General features: G+C 37.8%; 19 protein-coding genes, 2 pseudogenes and 1 riboswitch. Of the genes and pseudogenes, 5 read left to right on the top strand and 16 right to left on the bottom strand.

All coding sequences use genetic code 11. The features are described 5' to 3' along the window. Nucleotides 1–49 precede the first annotated feature (49 nt). Nucleotides 50–574, bottom strand: coding sequence for a hypothetical protein (locus FIU87_RS01890; RefSeq protein WP_152443015.1), 525 nt, complete (start codon nucleotides 572–574; stop codon nucleotides 50–52). Between the two features lie 224 nt (nucleotides 575–798). Continuing rightward, nucleotides 799–898, top strand: a riboswitch (purine riboswitch). Nucleotides 899–981: 83 nt separating this feature from the next. Here FIU87_RS01890 and guaC point away from each other — a divergent pair. Next, nucleotides 982–1,965 (top strand): GMP reductase, encoded by a 984-nt coding sequence (gene guaC, locus FIU87_RS01885; protein WP_152443014.1) that lies wholly within the window; start codon nucleotides 982–984, stop codon nucleotides 1,963–1,965. Between the two features lie 472 nt (nucleotides 1,966–2,437). Here guaC and FIU87_RS01880 read toward each other — a convergent pair whose 3' ends face one another. From FIU87_RS01880 to FIU87_RS01845, 8 genes are all read right to left on the bottom strand, one after another. Continuing rightward, entirely contained in the window at nucleotides 2,438–2,824 is a 387-nt protein-coding gene (locus tag FIU87_RS01880; protein WP_152443013.1) for a hypothetical protein, read from the bottom strand. 138 nt (nucleotides 2,825–2,962) lie between these two features. Further along, nucleotides 2,963–3,199 carry a DUF3977 family protein gene (locus tag FIU87_RS01875; protein WP_152443012.1) on the bottom strand — a complete coding sequence of 79 codons (237 nt, stop codon included), beginning with the start codon at nucleotides 3,197–3,199 and terminating at the stop codon, nucleotides 2,963–2,965. 118 nt (nucleotides 3,200–3,317) lie between these two features. After that, nucleotides 3,318–3,722 (bottom strand): hypothetical protein, encoded by a 405-nt coding sequence (locus tag FIU87_RS01870; RefSeq protein WP_152443011.1) that lies wholly within the window; start codon nucleotides 3,720–3,722, stop codon nucleotides 3,318–3,320. Between the two features lie 123 nt (nucleotides 3,723–3,845). Beyond that, nucleotides 3,846–4,223: a VOC family protein gene (locus FIU87_RS01865; RefSeq protein ID WP_152443010.1), complete on the bottom strand. Its 378-nt coding sequence runs from the start codon at nucleotides 4,221–4,223 to the stop codon at nucleotides 3,846–3,848. Nucleotides 4,224–4,319: 96 nt separating this feature from the next. Next, nucleotides 4,320–5,129 carry an Imm26 family immunity protein gene (locus tag FIU87_RS01860; protein WP_152443009.1) on the bottom strand — a complete coding sequence of 270 codons (810 nt, stop codon included), beginning with the start codon at nucleotides 5,127–5,129 and terminating at the stop codon, nucleotides 4,320–4,322. A 327-nt stretch (nucleotides 5,130–5,456) separates the two neighbouring features. Continuing rightward, nucleotides 5,457–5,717: a hypothetical protein gene (locus FIU87_RS01855; protein ID WP_253905485.1), complete on the bottom strand. Its 261-nt coding sequence runs from the start codon at nucleotides 5,715–5,717 to the stop codon at nucleotides 5,457–5,459. A 236-nt stretch (nucleotides 5,718–5,953) separates the two neighbouring features. Further along, nucleotides 5,954–7,006 carry a FecCD family ABC transporter permease gene (locus tag FIU87_RS01850; protein ID WP_152443008.1) on the bottom strand — a complete coding sequence of 351 codons (1,053 nt, stop codon included), beginning with the start codon at nucleotides 7,004–7,006 and terminating at the stop codon, nucleotides 5,954–5,956. Then, nucleotides 7,003–7,998 carry a FecCD family ABC transporter permease gene (locus tag FIU87_RS01845; protein WP_152446373.1) on the bottom strand — a complete coding sequence of 332 codons (996 nt, stop codon included), beginning with the start codon at nucleotides 7,996–7,998 and terminating at the stop codon, nucleotides 7,003–7,005. Before FIU87_RS01845 ends, FIU87_RS01850 begins: the two co-directional genes overlap by 4 nt. A gap of 201 nt (nucleotides 7,999–8,199) precedes the next feature. Between FIU87_RS01845 and FIU87_RS01840 the strand changes: the two genes are divergently transcribed. Then, on the top strand, nucleotides 8,200–9,195 hold the full coding sequence (locus FIU87_RS01840; protein WP_152443007.1) for an ABC transporter substrate-binding protein: 996 nt from the start codon (nucleotides 8,200–8,202) through the stop codon (nucleotides 9,193–9,195). Between the two features lie 48 nt (nucleotides 9,196–9,243). Here the strand turns inward: FIU87_RS01840 and corA are convergent, their stop codons facing one another. Beyond that, a complete protein-coding gene (gene corA, locus FIU87_RS01835) occupies nucleotides 9,244–10,203 on the bottom strand; it encodes a magnesium/cobalt transporter CorA (RefSeq protein WP_152443006.1) in 960 nt (319 codons plus the stop codon). Nucleotides 10,204–10,333: 130 nt separating this feature from the next. Here corA and FIU87_RS01830 point away from each other — a divergent pair, with 130 nt between their 5' ends. After that, nucleotides 10,334–10,558 carry a hypothetical protein gene (locus FIU87_RS01830; RefSeq protein WP_152443005.1) on the top strand — a complete coding sequence of 75 codons (225 nt, stop codon included), beginning with the start codon at nucleotides 10,334–10,336 and terminating at the stop codon, nucleotides 10,556–10,558. Between the two features lie 110 nt (nucleotides 10,559–10,668). On the opposite strand, the pseudogene FIU87_RS01825 reads toward FIU87_RS01830, so the two are convergent. Beyond that, nucleotides 10,669–10,911, bottom strand: a pseudogene (locus FIU87_RS01825) (M48 family metallopeptidase); the annotation flags it as partial. A 2-nt stretch (nucleotides 10,912–10,913) separates the two neighbouring features. Here FIU87_RS01825 and FIU87_RS01820 point away from each other — a divergent pair. Further along, a pseudogene (locus FIU87_RS01820) lies at nucleotides 10,914–11,147 on the top strand (tyrosine-type recombinase/integrase); the annotation flags it as partial. Between the two features lie 40 nt (nucleotides 11,148–11,187). Here the strand turns inward: FIU87_RS01820 and FIU87_RS01815 are convergent. From FIU87_RS01815 to groES, 5 genes are all read right to left on the bottom strand, one after another. Then, nucleotides 11,188–12,189 (bottom strand): hypothetical protein, encoded by a 1,002-nt coding sequence (locus tag FIU87_RS01815; RefSeq protein ID WP_152443004.1) that lies wholly within the window; start codon nucleotides 12,187–12,189, stop codon nucleotides 11,188–11,190. A 2-nt stretch (nucleotides 12,190–12,191) separates the two neighbouring features. Next, complete coding sequence (locus FIU87_RS01810; protein WP_172970913.1) at nucleotides 12,192–12,935, bottom strand: hypothetical protein; 744 nt, start codon at nucleotides 12,933–12,935, stop codon at nucleotides 12,192–12,194. A gap of 24 nt (nucleotides 12,936–12,959) precedes the next feature. After that, entirely contained in the window at nucleotides 12,960–13,484 is a 525-nt protein-coding gene (locus FIU87_RS01805) for a hypothetical protein (RefSeq protein WP_152443002.1), read from the bottom strand. Between the two features lie 249 nt (nucleotides 13,485–13,733). After that, nucleotides 13,734–15,365, bottom strand: coding sequence for a chaperonin GroEL (gene groL, locus FIU87_RS01800; protein ID WP_152443001.1), 1,632 nt, complete (start codon nucleotides 15,363–15,365; stop codon nucleotides 13,734–13,736). Between the two features lie 89 nt (nucleotides 15,366–15,454). Next, nucleotides 15,455–15,742 carry a co-chaperone GroES gene (gene groES, locus FIU87_RS01795; protein WP_152443000.1) on the bottom strand — a complete coding sequence of 96 codons (288 nt, stop codon included), beginning with the start codon at nucleotides 15,740–15,742 and terminating at the stop codon, nucleotides 15,455–15,457. A gap of 586 nt (nucleotides 15,743–16,328) precedes the next feature. Here groES and FIU87_RS01790 point away from each other — a divergent pair. Beyond that, nucleotides 16,329–17,072, top strand: a complete 744-nt coding sequence (locus tag FIU87_RS01790) for a CPBP family intramembrane glutamic endopeptidase (RefSeq protein WP_152442999.1) — start codon at nucleotides 16,329–16,331, stop codon at nucleotides 17,070–17,072. The last annotated feature ends 90 nt before the right edge of the window (nucleotides 17,073–17,162 follow it).

The raw sequence follows: 17,162 nt of genomic DNA, 5'->3' as shown, positions 1-17,162 counted from the left end.
CTACCAAACAAAAAAAAGATGGCAACATCACCATCTCTCTTTTTTTGCTCTATTCTATTTCTTCAATTTCTATCTCTACCTTATACTCCTCGGCTACTTCTGTGAACAAAGTCATATGCTCTTCAAAAATAACATTGTATTCTTCGTAAAGAGCATCTCCTTTTTCCAATACGCTTTCATCATCAAGCTTATAGCCTTCTGCATAAACCTGATAGACTTCCAGCAATTTCTTGTGAGCCTGTATTAATTTATCATGCGACGGTTGCAACGGCTCCCATGAAAGGTCAATCAACTCTGTATCTTCTACCAGTTTTTCGAGAGCAGGAATACTCGTTTCGATTAGATATGCGTGAGCACGCTCTAAATCCTCTTCTTCAAACACATTTTCAGCTGCATCCATCTCTATTTGCACACCAGCTTCGATAAATGGATTGCTATCCTCCAGATAGACTAATATTTCTTCTTCGGCTTCAATCTGCCCTTTTATTTTATCCACCGCTTCACTACAAGCAGTTAAAGTATTCGCTATCACTAATAATCCACACACTATCAGGATCCTTCTTATTTTTTTCATGTTTTCCATCTCCTTCCTTTCTCATATTAGCAAAAGCTCTGAATAAGATATATACTTTTTTTATTTTTAGGACCGTTAAAGACAGAACACGTACCTCTAGATGAATGTGTAAAAAAACAGGATAATAATCAAAGCTATCTAAAACTCCATCTAAATTTCAACAAAATACGAACATTTATCATTTACACAACCATAAAGTTCGTTTATAATCAAACTTGTGTTGAAATAAACGTTCAAGTTTCATTCGTATATTCTTAGAGATATGGTCTAAGAGTTTCTACTAGGAGCCGTAAAATCCTAACTACGAATGGGTGGATTCCTCTACCCATTTTTAGTTAGGATTTTTTTGTTACTTTATGATTTTTACGAACATTACGATGAAAATTAATCTTTTAGGGGTGTGTTTCATGGAAAATGTATTTGATTATGAAGATATTCAGTTAGTACCAAATAAATGTGTCGTTAACAGCCGTTCTGAGTGTGATACCACGGTGACATTAGGTGGCCGTCAATTTAAGCTTCCTGTCGTCCCAGCGAATATGCAAACCATCATTGACGAAAAGATTGCCCTTTATCTTGCTGAAAATAACTACTTTTACATCATGCACCGCTTTGAACCAGAAAAACGTCAAGCATTTATTGAAAATATGCATGGAAGAGGGCTTTATGCTTCCATTAGTGTTGGTGTGAAAGAAGAGGAATATCTATTCATTGAAGAGCTTGCCTCAAGAGCACTTACGCCTGAATTCATTACCATCGACATTGCCCATGGTCATTCCAATGCTGTTATCAATATGATTCAGCATATCAAAAAACATCTACCAGAGAGCTTTGTGATTGCTGGAAATGTTGGGACTCCTGAAGCGGTGCGAGAACTAGAGAATGCCGGCGCAGATGCAACAAAAGTCGGGATTGGTCCTGGTAAGGTTTGTATCACAAAAATTAAAACAGGCTTTGGAACGGGAGGCTGGCAGTTAGCCGCACTTCGTTTATGTGCAAAGGCAGCAAGCAAACCGATTATTGCAGATGGCGGAATCCGCACACACGGCGATATCGCGAAATCCGTACGCTTCGGTGCCTCCATGGTTATGATTGGCTCCCTTTTTGCTGGACACGAAGAATCACCAGGAGAAACCATTGAAATAGAAGGAAAGCTAGTCAAAGAATACTTCGGCTCCGCTTCTGAATTCCAAAAAGGCGAAAAGAAGAACGTAGAAGGCAAGAAAATGTTCGTGGAGCATAAAGGTTCCTTACAGGACACACTAACCGAAATGGAACAAGATCTTCAATCTTCCATCTCCTATGCGGGCGGAACCACATTAGACTCCATTCGTCACGTTGACTATGTGATTGTGAAAAACTCTATTTTTAATGGAGATAAAGTATATTAAGCCTTTAAGGGCAAATAAAAAACAGCAGATGCCCTTAAAGGGTTCTGTTATCTGTCACAATAAGTATAAGAAATAGACCATCAAATTGTAGACGAATTTGATGGTCTGTTTTTGTTGAAATGACTGCAATTTTAAGATATTAATGGTTATATTTGTAGTCCGATTTGTATCTATTTCTTGTAAAAAACCCTACTAATGTTGTAATAAAACCTATTGCAAATATTATTTGCACCAAGTTCGAAGGAGAGTCTGTACCTCCTGTAAGTATGAGCTGAAAAAATATACTCACAATCAATATTGCGATTCCTAACAGCATTATTTTTATTGGTTCTTTCGTATTGTATTTCCCCTTATTTGGTAAATTTATCTTCTGCACTACTGCCCAATCCTTATGTAAGAAGCTAAGCGTTGTACTGCAATAGCCCTATTTAATTGAATAACACTTTAATATCCAAATTTATTAACGTTCTTACTAATGCTGGAAATCTGACTTGAAAAATTCCTTTTTCACATAAATTGTATAAGCTAAGACAATAATTGAAAAAATCACATTACCGATAAATGGTTGATAGGGTTGATTAGACAATAAAATAAGACTTATTATTCCAAAAAGCACTGAATACGTAATCATTATCCAATAGCCCCATTTTTTTAACCTTATATATCCATAAACCATTCCCAATGATATAAGAGCCACTAATACCCTCATTAATCGGTCTAATACACTTGTTAATCCAAACCTCTCAGCAATGCTAATAGAGTTAGCCTCTGCATTATAAAAAACTGCGGTAAACAATAATACCATCGCTCCAAAAATATAAAAATAACTAATTAATGATACACCCATTGGTCTCTTCAATACGTTGTCCCCTTTACTATTTATTATTAAATATCAACTAAGGAGCGATCCACTATGCAACAATCGCCCTATTTTCTTGAAATCTCGATATCAAAATAGATTCTTATAATTTCATTTTCTCTTTATCTAGACCAAAACTTATTTACTCACTACACCCAAAATAAATTTTAAGTCTTTACGTTTCTTCTCCATTCGCTTAAACCCTTCTTTTGAATCCATTATCAGAACAGTTCTTCCCACCCAAACCCTTATGTATAGGGACTGTAATTTTATTGGACCTACAATTCCTTTTTCCTCAAACTCTGTACTATCTTCTAATTCTGTTTCTGTTCTTATTAGCCAACTATTTCCTATACCAAACTCAATAAACTTCAAAAATTTTACCTCTTTCAATTATTTTCAGAACTTAGCTTATTGCACAATCCTGCCCATTAATTGAATAAGGGCAATAGCTGGATCAATTTGCTGATCTTCAGTTATTGCCACCGTTAGCTTAATATGATAATAACTCAACCGCTGGATAGTTACGGTCTAAAAGTTTATCCAAAACTTTTCCACCCTTAAAAGAATTGTTTGATATTTGTCCGTCTGAATATCTATCTATTATCAAATTTTCTTCTGTTTGTGGCTCTCCGTAAGGATACCTAATAAATTCAACACAAAGAGATTCTTTAATGATTAACTCCTTATCGTTAAACACTATTTTGTTTGGATTCCATATTTTCAATTGTTCACCAACGTCAAATTTGAAATGTAATATCCCATCATCAAAACTACATTCTAAAATCTTGTGGTAATTATCATAGGGTCTCGCAAACCACTTCCCATAAAAGCGTAATGTTCCTCCAGGCTTAACATCAAGGTTAGTAATTGTCTTAGCTAACTTCACTGCATTCAAAATAGCACCTCTTTCCAAGTAGTCATATTCAACTATCCTACCCAATTCCTAAATAAGAAGCGATAAGTTATGCTGCAATCGCCCTAGATTGTTGAATAACTTTATTTTATCGGTTGATTAAGGTTATTTAGAAGTAATTCTTAGAAAATATCCATCTGGGTCGGCAATCTTAAAACCTCTCATATCCCACGGATATTTTTCTACGTCAACTTCGATAGGGTAATTGTAATCAAGGCAACGAGAATGTACTTTTTCTAATTCATCTACAACTATAATTAACTCAAAACCATTTCCTTTAACTTCGCTTTTAGCTTTACTATTAAAATAATGATTATTACTTAAGACAGTATCTGAGGTTATCAATAACGAGAAACTATCGTAATTAAAACGTGCGGATCTTTCATTCCTTCCATAGAGTTTTAATCCAATGATGTCTTGATAAAACTTGATAGAATTTTCAATATCTCTTACATACAATTCTACACGAAAAAGAACACTCACAGTTTCAAGCCCTCCTTCCTCAGGAATAATCCATTATGCAGCAATCGCTCCTAGATTGCTTAATAAACATCATTTCAGTATTAGAGAAAATAACTTTTATTTGATAATTATATTTTGAGGTCTTTTTATTTTAGGCATAAGTAGTTCATCATAGAAATCTTGTTTATAAGCTGAATTCCACGGTTTTAGTCCATAATATACTTCTGCCAATTCACTTAAAATAGCAGATGAAAAGGAGAGTGAACCAACGGTACTTTCACCACGATGCTCTTTAGGAACATCATCTTTAGTAATTTCAACTGGCACATTACCAATTACTTTCCATTCAAAACAATCAAGAAATTTGGCAGTAATATTTAATACCGAAAATACTGGTGAGGATGTAATTGTCTCAATAGGAAGGTTTTCTTTACCTCTACAATCAAAAAGGGCACAATTAGGAGAATTGTACGTCTCCCATAAAACTTGACCGAAAGAATACGTACCGTCGCTTAAAGGAACCGTAAAAACATCACCAACTTTCCACTTTTGTGGTCTAGGACGTTTCCAATCCTTTATTATGCTCTTTATCTTGCTAATATCTTCGGGGGCAAATTCTTGACAATAGGGTTCTATTGCAAGGTCATTGATAATAAGAGCAACTTGAAGAATTTCCTCTCCTCTTTTTGAACTAGTATGGATAAATATTGAACCGCTTTCATAATCAGTTTTTACTTTCTTATACAAATCATTTTCTGAACTCTTTAGAACTCCGCGTAGCTTCTTTATAGCTTGTTGGTTTGTTTCTACTCCAAATTCATCTGCTATACTTTGTGCAATCATAAAGGTTGACATTGTATAATCAGGAAGATGAATTTTAATAAACCCAACATTCACAGATAAATCCTTTATAATTTCCTCATTCATTTTATTCACCTACCAACTTTTACAGGAGTTTTTCCCTCAAATAAATTAATGATATTGTTCTTCAACAATCCTGCCCTATTCTTATGTACGGAGCAATCCATTGTGCTGCAATCGCCCTAGATTGTTGAAGATACTTGTTACCTTGTAAACAGCCAAATTATGATAAGTATGATTGCAATTACAGACCAGAAAATAACCTGCTTATTCTTCATATTCAACCCCCACCTTTACAAAATCCATCAACAATCCTCTCTCTAAACAGAAAGGAGATCCCACTATGCAACTATCGCTCCTAGAGAATGCAATAAAGGCTTAAAAAAACTGAGATTATTTTGAATTCTTTATAATCTTAAAAGACAAGCTTGATAAAATAAATGCCGCTCCTATTAGTATTGGTGTTACCACAAAAAGTCCTAATAAGTCAGTTTTATAATTCCAAGGCACAAAAGCGTCCCATAAAACCGCCATTAATTTCCATAAAAAGGTAAAAATAAATAGAGTAAAAATAAAATATACTACTTTTTCAAAGACTTGTTTCATCTTATTTATTTCTCTCCCATATAAAATGCTTAGTAGAAACTTATTCATATTATAAAATCCTTATTCAACAATCCTGCCCTTATATGGAATAAGGTCTTACCTTAACATTAACATGAAATGGTATAAATCTTAAAAACGGCATTTATTTTTTTAAATATAAAAAGCACTGCAATTCGCAGTGCTCTTAGTTATACTAAATGGCTATACATTTTTTATAAAGATTATAGTTTTGTGAATCCGTTAAAATGTCCTGCTGTTTTCTTCATGTAAAGATAAGGATTCCCTTACCTTTTCGTTTTCATTAAAAGATAGATAAAGTATGGTGCACCAAGGGTAGCTGTAAAGACCCCTGCAGGTACAATGGAAGGTAAGAACAGAGTCCGTCCAATTAAATCTGCTACCAATACTAAAATGGCGCCGATGAATGCAGCGACTGGAAGTAGAGCTCCATACGAGGAACCTACCAGCTTGCGGGCAATATGTGGTGCCATCAGTCCGACGAAGCCAATACCCCCTGCAAATGCAACGGAAATTCCGACTAACCCTGTACTGATCATAAGTAAAAGGAAATGATGACGTTGCACCGCGCTTCCTACGCCAGTAGCAATATCCTCACCTAAGGACTGAACGTTCACATTCCTTGCGGAGAGAAAAGCAAGAATCAGCAGCACCACGGTGACAGGAAGAAGGACGTTCACATCCTCCCAGGTGATACTATTGACGCTTCCTGTAATCCAAATGTTCGCTTGGCTAGCCATATAGATGGGACCTAGGACCATAAATGTGGTAGTTCCCGCCTGCATTAAAGCAGAAATACCAATTCCAATAAGTATGAGTCGAACGGGAGTTACTCCGTCCTTCCATGAAAGGAAATAGACTGCAGCTGCTACTAAGGACGCTCCAATAAAGGCGGCAACTGGCAGCCATTTAATGCTCACGATTAACGAGTAATTATCATCACTAAACAACCAAAGAAATGCCACAACGGCCATTGCAGCACCTGCAGTTACCCCGATGGTGTCTGGGGCAGCGAGGCTATTTCGAATCATGCCTTGCAGAATTCCCCCTGCCACCGCTAATGCCATTCCGACTAAAACAGAGGCGATGATTCTCGGTAACCTAAACTGAAAAACAACGAGCTGCTCAAGCTCTGACCCGCCTCCAAAGAACAAGCTAATAACTGTAAATGGGTGGATGCGAAGGTCTCCTAACCCAACACTCACAATAAAAACAATACACGTGATAATAACAAGTATGCCAAGTTTTAATAGTGCATTTTTATCTAAAAGCAGGGATACCTTGTTCTTACCAATTCGAAAGCTGCGATATCCCTTCATCCTCTGTTAAACCCCTTCCTTGCTATGTAAATAAAGTACGGTGTCCCGATAAGTGCGGTCATCACCCCTACTGGAACCTCTTGCGGCATGACGATATACCTTGCCCCTATGTCTGCTGCCAAGAGAAGAACGCCCCCAAGCAACCCTGCAAAAGGCACGAGCCATCGATGATCCGTACCAATAATACGTCTTGCTATATGGGGAATGACAATGCCGATGAATCCAATAGGTCCTGCAACGGCAACCGACCCACCAGCAAGTAAAATCACAAGAACACCTACCATCAGTTTTAGCAAGCCAACCTTGACCCCAAGTCCTTTGGCGACATCATCTCCCATGGCCAACACATTCATCACTGGGGTTAAAAGTAGCGCCAACACCCATCCCCCTAACAAATAAGGAAAAACAGATGCCAATACTTCCAGCTTTCTCCCTTGGATCGATCCAGATAACCAGAACAAGACCTCATCCAGTGCGGCTTCATTTGTGACCAATATTCCTTGCGTAAAAGAAGAAAAAAGGGCGGTAATCGCCGCTCCGGCAAGGGTTATTTTCATCGGTGTTAATTCATGCTTTCCGATACCACCAATAAAATAAACAGCCAATGCAGCAACTGCTGCTCCTAAAAAGGATACCCATGTGAAAATACTCAAGTTTGCCACCTTAAAGAAGGAAATCACAAACACTACCGCAAAGCTTGCCCCTGCATTAATTCCCAAAATTCCAGGGGACGCCAACGGGTTCTTCGTCAAGGTCTGCATAAACACACCCGCCATCGCGAGAGATGCGCCGACACATGCCGCAATTAACGCCCTTGGCAAACGAACCGATTCGATGATGATATGCTCGTTACTTCCATTAAAGGAAGTGAACGCTTCATAAGCTAGCTTTACTGTTGTATCGGTATACCCTAAAACAATGCTCATCCCCATTAACAGGAGGAGCAGTAAAGTCACTACTATAAATTTTACGATTGTTTTCCAATCTACCATTCTACTCACTGTTATTACCATCCTATTCTATGTCTATTAACAGTTTAGAAGATAATAAAAAGTGCGTCAATGATAATGAGAATTATTTTCAATTTAATATTGACAGTTGTTTTATCTTGCCATATTATAGTGAATGTAATAAGTAGTTGATAATGATTATCAACATTATTTATACATAAAACGCTTAGGGGGAAAAACAGAATGAAAAGAAAGTTTTGGTCATTAGCATCTATTGCTATCCTATCTCTATTTGTATTGGCTGCTTGTGGTAATACAAATAACAACACTTCAAACAATTCATCAAACGGTTCTAAAGAAGCAACAGAAACAACAACAGAACCAACTAACTATACAGTTGAACATGCAATGGGTACAACGGAATTAGAGAAAACGCCAGAGCGTGTGGTTATCTTAACGAACGAAGGAACAGAAGCATTATTGGCACTTGATGTAAAACCTGTAGGTGCTGTTATGTCTTGGGATCAAGATCCTTGGTATGAGCACATCAGCGCTGACATGGAAGGCGTTGAGGTTGTTGGGGATGAAATCGAAGTAAACATCGAGAAAATCGCTGCATTAAAACCTGATCTAATCATCGGTAACAAAGTCCGTCAAGAAGCATTGTACGACCAATTAAACTCCATTGCTCCAACTGTCTTCGCTGAGGATCTAGCGGGTGACTGGAAAATCAACTTTGAACTATATGCTAAGGCCTTGAATAAAGAAGAAAAAGGTAAAGAAGTAATTGCTGCATACGATAAGAAAGTAGAAGATCTAAAAGCAAAGCTTGGCGACAAAGTAAACCAAGAAGTTTCCGTAGTACGCTTCAGCTCACGTCCAACTCGTATTTACTGGACAGATTCATTCTCCGGAGTGGTACTTGACCAAATCGGTTTCAAACGTGCCGCTCACCAAGAAGAACTATTCACAGCAGACAACAAAATGGGTAACTTTGCTGTAGAAGTAGACAAAGAATTAATCCCTAAAATGGACGCAGATCAACTATTCTACTTCACATATGCCGACTCCACTGCAGTGGAAGAAGAATGGACAAACGATCCACTTTGGCAAAACCTAACAGCTGCGAAAGAAGGAAATGCGCACAAAGTAAGTGACATCATCTGGAACACAGCTGGTGGCGTAAAAGCTGCAAACCTTATGGTTGATGAAATCGAAGAAATCTTCTCAGCTGAATAATGCATGTAAAAAGGTACGGGAATTCCCGTACCTTTTTTGTATGCCCTCTTACTTAAACCAGCCCTTCCACTTAAACCAAATATACAAGCTTACCCCCATCACGACCATAACGCCAAGCGCGATAAAATACCCGTATTTATAAGTCAGCTCCGGCATATATTGAAAGTTCATGCCGTAAATACCCGCAATAAAAGTCAGTGGCGCGAAGATGGAGGTGATAATGGTAAGAACCTTCATTACATTGTTGGCTTGGTGCGAGTTCAAGGAAAGATAATTATCCCGTATGTCCGCCGTCAATTCCCGGTTGGAGGTAACCATGTCAGAAAGTTTCAGGAGATGGTCGTAAATATCCGCGAAGTACTCTTTCCGTTTCATCACACCATTCAGGCGATGTGTATTGAGCATGCGGTACAGCAAATCCCGCATCGGGTTGATCGTATGTCGCAGGTCCAATAAGGAATACCTCGTATCGAACAGCTCGTCCATCAGCTGATTCATCGATTTGTCTTGAGTATTGTCCTCAATTTTGTCCAGCTGGTCCTCCAGCTTATAAAGAAGCGGAAAATAATTATCAACAATGTCGTCTAGAATCTCATAAAACACATAATATTCATCCCAATTTTCCACGTCCTTTGGTGGCTTATCCAAGCTCCTCCACACCTCATCCACTTCTTTAGAAGGTGCCTGATGAAAACTCACCACATAATTTTCCCCTAAGAAAAAATTCACTTCCTCTTTATGAAGCTCGTCTTCCTTTTGTTGAATACTGTGCGTCACAAAAAACGTATGATCATCATAATGATCCAGCTTCGGCCGCTGCAACCTATGTATGCAATCCTCTATTGCCAATGGGTGGAAGTGGAACGTGCTGTCTAGGTGTTTTATCTCCTCTTCCGACGGTTGGTTAAAGTCCACCCATATCCATTTATATGCGTTCTTATCAAGGTTTTCAATACTGATATTTTTGTTTATTTGAAGATCCTCTGTCATTCCAGCGATTCTTATCATTTGGCTTCCCCCCACATTCCTATAGGGTTCTTATACCCAGATTTGTGGGGTTTTAAAAGCAGCGTGCCAAAATCAAACAGGCACTTAATGGAGATATGGGTTATACACTAGAGGGAAAGGAGTGTCAGCTATGCCTTGGCAACATAAAATTCCACACTTAATGAATCAGCCCATTGGAGTCTCGTTTTCAGATGGCACAGGAACTTCCGGCGTCTTATGCGGAACCTCTAATGGAAAGCTTTTAGTGATGGAATACCTATACCATTCACAATTTGCGATGAAGCAATATGATATGAATACTGTACAGGATATACATGGGTACCCGGGGTGTTCGGGGCAGCGGTTTTGGGGATGAGGGAGTTTTCACAAACATAAAACAAAGAGGCTTTCCATTGTTTAGTCACTAATGGGAAGCCTCTTATAATTTTACTTTATTATTGGAAGGCTCTTGGGTCCAGTGCTTCTTTAAATAGTCATCTTCCAACTTGACTGCGCCAACCAATTTTCCTGTTCTTTATAATCAGGCGATATTTTACCTACAAGCCGCCAGAAGGAGCGGTCGTGATTGAGATGAATCATATGGCACATTTCGTGTACTACTACATAATCAATTACTTTCATGGGAGCCATCGCCAACTTCCAATTGAAAGTTAACTGTAATTGGGAATCACAGGTTCCCCATGTAGTTTTACTATCAGATATACGGATAGTTAAAAAGAACAAAGATCCCTAAGCAGATCACTCCCCATTCTTTTAGACATACTCACACTTCTTTATTAATTGAAGCTAACGTGCATATAAAGGAAATACAAGAACGGCTTGGACATAGTGATATAAAAACAACAATGGACATCTATGCACACATGACACAGACAATAAAAAAAGAGGCTTCAAATAAGTTTAGTAACTTAATGAGAGACCTCTCTTCCAATCTTTTAAATTGAAGTATCCATGAGTATACTTATGGATACTTCAACAGTTGTTTTATTTTTGATTAGCCATTTCTCTTTGCATCTTGTCGGTTTTTTCCATTTCATTTTTTACTTTTGTAATAATTTGATCTCCCACTGAATGAATAAATTGTAATTTAATTTCACTATTCCATTCTTTCTTGTCTTCTGCAATCGCATAATTTTCCAAGATCCCTGGGATAATATTTTTATATAGAATTAATGTCAAAATTATTTTTTCTTTATGTAGCTCGTCGTACATTAAACTACCTTCGTATTCTAGAAGACGAATATTTCCTTGTTGTGATAACTCAAATAAGAAGTTTTCATTTGAATCAAAACGAATACTCAACCTTAAAGATTTTAATGTATCATCACCAAAAATAAAAGCTAACGTACCCAATAATGCTGAAATTCTTTCACCTTCACCACTCATTAAATGTGCGTTATCAGCTGCAGCTCCACTATAACCAGTAAAAGTATCGATAGTCATATTGGGGCTAGTAGAGATTATTTTATCACCTATTAAAAATTTACTGAGTAGCCAATAATAAGTACTATCAGAGATATGGAATTCAGAAGGAAGCATTGAAGTTGTGCCCCAAAGTGAGTCTATAAACAAATCCTTTAATATGTAATTAATCTTATAAACAGTACTCTTTGAATAGTTCATATATATAGCAGCATAAACATTTGAATCACTTTCAAAAAAGAGTACATCTGATTCAACTTTATTTATTCTGTCAGTTCTTTCTAACCATTGTCCATCTGGACCTTTAATTATATTTTTTGCTCGTTCAACATATGCTGTTAAGTATATATATTTGAAATTTACATCTTTAGTATATTTAATTTCATTGACTCCGATAGATTCACCTGTACTCCCTGGTTGCCATCTCTTTCTTAAAGTCTCCCCCTGCGGCCATTCTCCTCTTTCAGGTCTGGCATCGAGGTTAGAATTCTCAAAAAGTTTCTTAGAGGCATCTTCAATTGATTCAATATCATCTAACTTTACCAAAGCTACTGGAAATTCCATTTTTAACTTCCTTTCTCTAATTCTATTTCACAAGGTTTTATATCCGTACTTATTAATATGGAAATAAGCCAACTAAAACAAAAACGTATAATACTATTTTTTGAGTTAATTTCTACTTTTATTTTAATCAACCCATTACGTTTAAAATTTGAATTGGCCATTATTGATAATTTACCATCTATAGAAGTGGATAAATCACTTTCGGAGAGCAATTCCAAGAAGTTAAAATAAATTTCTCCAGGTTTTTGAACAACAGAGAATAAGTCTGAATCACCAATTTGGGGTTCTATTGAAAGCCACTTTGGATGCCATTGTATAGTCACGCGTACTCCCTTTAACAATGAAGAGAATACCCATAATGCATACCTTATTTCTATTTGTCCCTTGAGCTTTATTTTTGTAGGTAATTGCATACCAGGAGTTTCTTCATTAAAAGGGAGAGTTGTAAAGTTTTTTTGACTTTTACGATCAATTATTTCTAAAGAAATTAGTGCCGGTTTTTTTAATATTTGTGACATTAACTTAATAAGTAAATTATAAAAAAAAGTTAAAAGCCCTACATCGATGGCTCCGTAAATTGTAACCGGTATATTTTTGTTTGAAATTTTAGCAGCTAAGTCAGTAGCCAATATCTGATCTATAAAATTAAACAAAAACGTAAATGGTCTAATATCCATAAACCAGACCAATACTATTATTAATGGCACAGTACCTGCTTGTATTAACCACTTAAAAAAATTCAGCATATCATTTTACCTTTTTAACTCTGGCTAACATAGTACTTCACCAGCTTCAATAAATGAATCCTGATTTGCAAAAAGGATACCGTTGTTATTAAAAACAATTCGTTGCCCCTCCGAGGTAAAACCAACTGACTCGAATTCTACATCGTATTCTTCCTCGAGGCGATTGAGTTCCTTGGTTATGCAATTTTTATATAATTTAATTTTGTCATAACCATGAGTCTTTGAAATTTTAAAGATGTACTCATTTAATTGATTTGTTTCTCCTTCAGGTAAGTCTATATTTAACTTATAGTTAATTCTGTAGCCTTTTGAACCTATTTTTTCAATTATCTCTATAAAATGTTTGGAAGTAATGATGAGCTGTTGTGTCATATGGAAAGGAACTCTTTGCATTATGTATTTAAGTTTATTATTATTAAAATCATATTTTATTCCTACAATGTTTGACTTTTCGAACCCTACAATATTTTCATCACCAAAGATATTTATAAGATCTCCAACACCATTTGAATTAAATACTTTAAACATTTTTAATTGCTGTCCTCCCATAGATAACAACTCCTTCCCTAGAAAATTATTTTATATTATAATGTCTAAATGCTCCATTAATATTAACATTTATTAGTAAATTCTACAATTATTTGTTTTATATATATTAGGATTAAATAAAAATGAGGTGTTCAATGAGTAATCTCATTGAACACCTCAAATTCTTCAACTAATTTCGGTCATTATTCCGGACAGTAAAATGCGCATCTTCATCAAGAACCTTTATAAATAAAGGATTCTTAACAAATATTACATCATGCCGCCCATTCCACCCATGCCGCCCATGTCAGGCATGCCGCCGCCAGCGTTTTCTTCTGGGATGTCGGCTACTACTGCTTCGGTAGTCAGGAACATCGCAGATACGGAAGCTGCGTTTTGTAGTGCGGAACGAGATACTTTGGTTGGGTCAACGATACCAGCGTCAAGCATGTTTACCCATTCGCCAGTTGCTGCGTTGAAGCCGATTCCTACTTTTTCTTTCTTTAGACGATCTACGATAACAGATCCTTCTAGGCCAGCGTTGTGCGCGATTTGGCGTACAGGCTCTTCCATTGCGCGAAGAACGATGTTCACACCAGTAGCTTCGTCGCCATCTGCTTGGATTTCTGCTACTTTGTTGTAGATGTTTACGAATGCAGTACCACCACCGGCTACGATACCTTCTTCAACAGCAGCACGTGTGGAGTTTAGAGCATCTTCAATGCGAAGTTTGCGCTCTTTTAGTTCTGTTTCAGTAGCTGCACCAACTTTGATTACTGCTACACCGCCAGCAAGTTTAGCTAGGCGCTCTTGTAATTTTTCGCGGTCGAATTCAGAAGTTGTTTCTTCTAATTGCGCACGGATTTGGCCAACACGAGCTTGGATTTCTTCTGTGTTGCCGTGTCCGTTTACCACAGTTGTGTTTTCTTTTGTTACGACGATTTTGTCTGCACGACCTAATTGGCTGATGTTCGCAGATTTAAGGTCAAGGCCTAGTTCTTCTGTGATCACTTCTCCGCCAGTTAGGACAGCGATGTCTTGAAGCATAGCTTTACGACGGTCACCGAATCCAGGAGCTTTTACAGCTACTGCATTGAATGTTCCGCGTAGTTTGTTTACAACAAGTGTTGCTAGTGCTTCGCCTTCTACGTCTTCAGCTATTAGTAACAATGGCTTGCCTTGTTGTACTACTTGCTCAAGAACTGGAAGGATTTCTTGGATGTTCGTGATTTTCTTATCTGTAATTAACACATAAGGGTTTTCAAGAACAGCTTCCATTTTGTCAGAATCTGTTACCATGTATGGAGATGCATATCCACGGTCGAATTGCATACCTTCTACTACTTCAAGCTCTGTTGTGAAGCCTTTAGATTCTTCAAGAGTGATAACGCCGTCGTTACCCACGCGCTCCATTGCTTCTGCGATTAGTTGGCCAACCTCTTCGTCCGCTGCAGAGATAGATGCAACTTGTGCGATGGAAGCTTTGCCTTCGATTGGTTTAGAGATTGTTTTTAATTCTTCAATTGCAACCGCAACCGCTTTTTCAATTCCCTTACGAACGCCCATTGGGTTCGCACCAGCTGTTACGTTCTTTAAGCCTTCGCGGATCATCGCTTGCGCTAGAACTGTTGCAGTTGTTGTACCGTCACCAGCAACATCGTTTGTTTTGCTAGCAACTTCTGCTACAAGCTTTGCACCCATGTTTTCAAAAGAATCTTCTAATTCGATTTCTTTTGCGATGGTTACACCGTCATTTGTGATAAGTGGAGAACCGAATTTTTTCTCAAGAACCACGTTGCGTCCTTTTGGTCCTAATGTTACTTTCACTGCATCAGCTAACTTGTCTACACCGCGTAACATGGAGCGGCGAGCTTCTTCACTGAACTTAATCTCTTTTGCCATAATTGATAGACCTCCTCAGGAAAGTTAAATGTATTTTTGGTTTTTCATTATGAATATGCGCCAGCTGGTCTGTCAGCCGCACGCCTTGATTATTTGCCTACTACTGCAAGTACGTCTGCTTCTTTAAGGATAAGAAGTTCTTTGCCTTCGAATTTCACTTCTGTACCAGCGTATTTAGAGAAGATTACGCTGTCGCCAGCTGCAACTTCAAGTGCTACGCGCTCTCCGCTTTCTAGTACGCGACCTGAACCTACTGCTACTACCTTACCTTCTTGAGGTTTTTCTTTCGCAGAGTCTGGTAATACGATACCACTTGCCGTTTTTTCTTCTGATTGAACAAGCTCAATTACAATGCGATCACCTAATGGCTTTAACATGAAAACAACCTCCTTGGTTTCATAAGTAATGTTTGGTTTATTATTAGCACTCTTACGTCTTGAGTGCTAACACAATTATTATAATAAATAATCTCTTTTCATTTTGCAAGTATCTTTATCTAAAATTTTTTCGACTTTGGAATCCTTTACATTTTTCATAAAAGTACTGTTAAATGCCGCTGTTGATTTCCTCAAATGGCTCCGCGTCCGCGGGGTCTCCAGTCTATCGCTTCAATCCCGGGGGAGTCTACGCCCTTGCTCCAATCAACAGCGAGAAACTACTTCATGACAAGGGGGAGTGGTTGCGAAATTTGTTGTCAGGTGTCGAATGGCCTTTATGTTGCTTCAAATGGCTTAATTAATTGGAAGTTGGATTAATTATGGGTGAAAGTCGCTTAATAAATCGAAAAGTGGATTAATTATGTCCCAAACCCCCTCCATTAATTTCATCACCCTCCCACGAAATCCAAACTCAATCAAAACCCACACGCAAGAAATCAATAATATAGGAAACCTTATCATTATAGGGACATATATATTGTATGGTACAATACGGAAAGTGAATATTGCACAAGAGGAGCTCGTTATGACGAAAAAGTATTGGTATGTCATTATCGTATATGTAGTTATGCAGCTGTCCATAGCTGGGGGAGTTCCGCTGCTTCTGTGGCTTGGTATTGGTGAAGGGATGGAAAACAGAATTCCATATTTGATAGGACTCTGGGCCTTTATCAGTTTTACCTTAGCTGCTATTATTATTTGCTGGATGCTGCGGAAAGAATGGAAACAAGAGGATTTTCGCGGCGAACCGGTTTCGTTGTCGATTACGGTTCTTTGGTCCATGCTTGGTTTTCCAATCGCGCTGATTGGTCAAGCGGTTGCGGCGATGGTTCAGCAGCAGCTGTTTGGGATTGAGCCAGGCTCACAAAATACACAACAAATCATGGGGTTTGTGTCAGCGTTCCCGTTAATGATTTTTGCAGTAGCCGTGGCTGGGCCAATTATGGAGGAGATCATCTTTCGGAAGATCATTTTCGGCGCCATCTATAAGCGCTTCAATTTTGCTGCAGGGTTGGTTGTCAGCTCCCTCCTATTTGCCCTTGTCCATCAAGACTTTAAGCATTTACTTATCTATTTTGTGATGGGCGGGATTTTTGCATTTTTATATGTAAAAACAAAACGGATTATTGTGCCGATTATTGCCCATGTGGGAATGAACTCGTTTGTAGTAATCGTACAATTTGTGTTCCGGGAGGACATTGAACGGTACATGCAGCGGATGGAAGAGATGCAAAACAATCTTCCGCAGTTTATTTCGTTCTTTTTTTAGGCTATGTTACCCGTAATCAACGTTACTGTCGGGCTCTTTTCGTGGAGGAATATATAATGTTGAAGCAATTTTTCTTCGCGTAAATATTAG

Origin of the sequence: Bacillus sp. THAF10, assembly GCF_009363695.1 — a bacterium.
GTDB lineage: Bacteria > Bacillota > Bacilli > Bacillales > Bacillaceae_I > Sutcliffiella_A.
Note: the sequence above shows the minus strand (reverse complement) of the source record. Positions and strands in the feature narration are given on the sequence as shown.

What these genes read in the sequence shown, in the direction of transcription:
- groES (WP_152443000.1), bottom strand. Translation starts at nt 15,742, where the DNA reads ATGTTAAAGCCATTAGGTGATCGCATTGTAATTGAGCTTGTTCAATCA.
- FIU87_RS01810 (WP_172970913.1), bottom strand. Translation starts at nt 12,935, where the DNA reads ATGCTGAATTTTTTTAAGTGGTTAATACAAGCAGGTACTGTGCCATTA.
- FIU87_RS01805 (WP_152443002.1), bottom strand. Translation starts at nt 13,484, where the DNA reads ATGGGAGGACAGCAATTAAAAATGTTTAAAGTATTTAATTCAAATGGT.
- groL (WP_152443001.1), bottom strand. Translation starts at nt 15,365, where the DNA reads ATGGCAAAAGAGATTAAGTTCAGTGAAGAAGCTCGCCGCTCCATGTTA.
- FIU87_RS01845 (WP_152446373.1), bottom strand. Translation starts at nt 7,998, where the DNA reads ATGGTAGATTGGAAAACAATCGTAAAATTTATAGTAGTGACTTTACTG.
- FIU87_RS01855 (WP_253905485.1), bottom strand. Translation starts at nt 5,717, where the DNA reads ATGAATAAGTTTCTACTAAGCATTTTATATGGGAGAGAAATAAATAAG.
- FIU87_RS01860 (WP_152443009.1), bottom strand. Translation starts at nt 5,129, where the DNA reads ATGAATGAGGAAATTATAAAGGATTTATCTGTGAATGTTGGGTTTATT.
- FIU87_RS01790 (WP_152442999.1), top strand. Translation starts at nt 16,329, where the DNA reads ATGACGAAAAAGTATTGGTATGTCATTATCGTATATGTAGTTATGCAG.
- FIU87_RS01840 (WP_152443007.1), top strand. Translation starts at nt 8,200, where the DNA reads ATGAAAAGAAAGTTTTGGTCATTAGCATCTATTGCTATCCTATCTCTA.
- FIU87_RS01830 (WP_152443005.1), top strand. Translation starts at nt 10,334, where the DNA reads ATGCCTTGGCAACATAAAATTCCACACTTAATGAATCAGCCCATTGGA.
- FIU87_RS01815 (WP_152443004.1), bottom strand. Translation starts at nt 12,189, where the DNA reads ATGGAATTTCCAGTAGCTTTGGTAAAGTTAGATGATATTGAATCAATT.
- FIU87_RS01890 (WP_152443015.1), bottom strand. Translation starts at nt 574, where the DNA reads ATGAAAAAAATAAGAAGGATCCTGATAGTGTGTGGATTATTAGTGATA.
- FIU87_RS01850 (WP_152443008.1), bottom strand. Translation starts at nt 7,006, where the DNA reads ATGAAGGGATATCGCAGCTTTCGAATTGGTAAGAACAAGGTATCCCTG.
- corA (WP_152443006.1), bottom strand. Translation starts at nt 10,203, where the DNA reads ATGATAAGAATCGCTGGAATGACAGAGGATCTTCAAATAAACAAAAAT.
- guaC (WP_152443014.1), top strand. Translation starts at nt 982, where the DNA reads ATGGAAAATGTATTTGATTATGAAGATATTCAGTTAGTACCAAATAAA.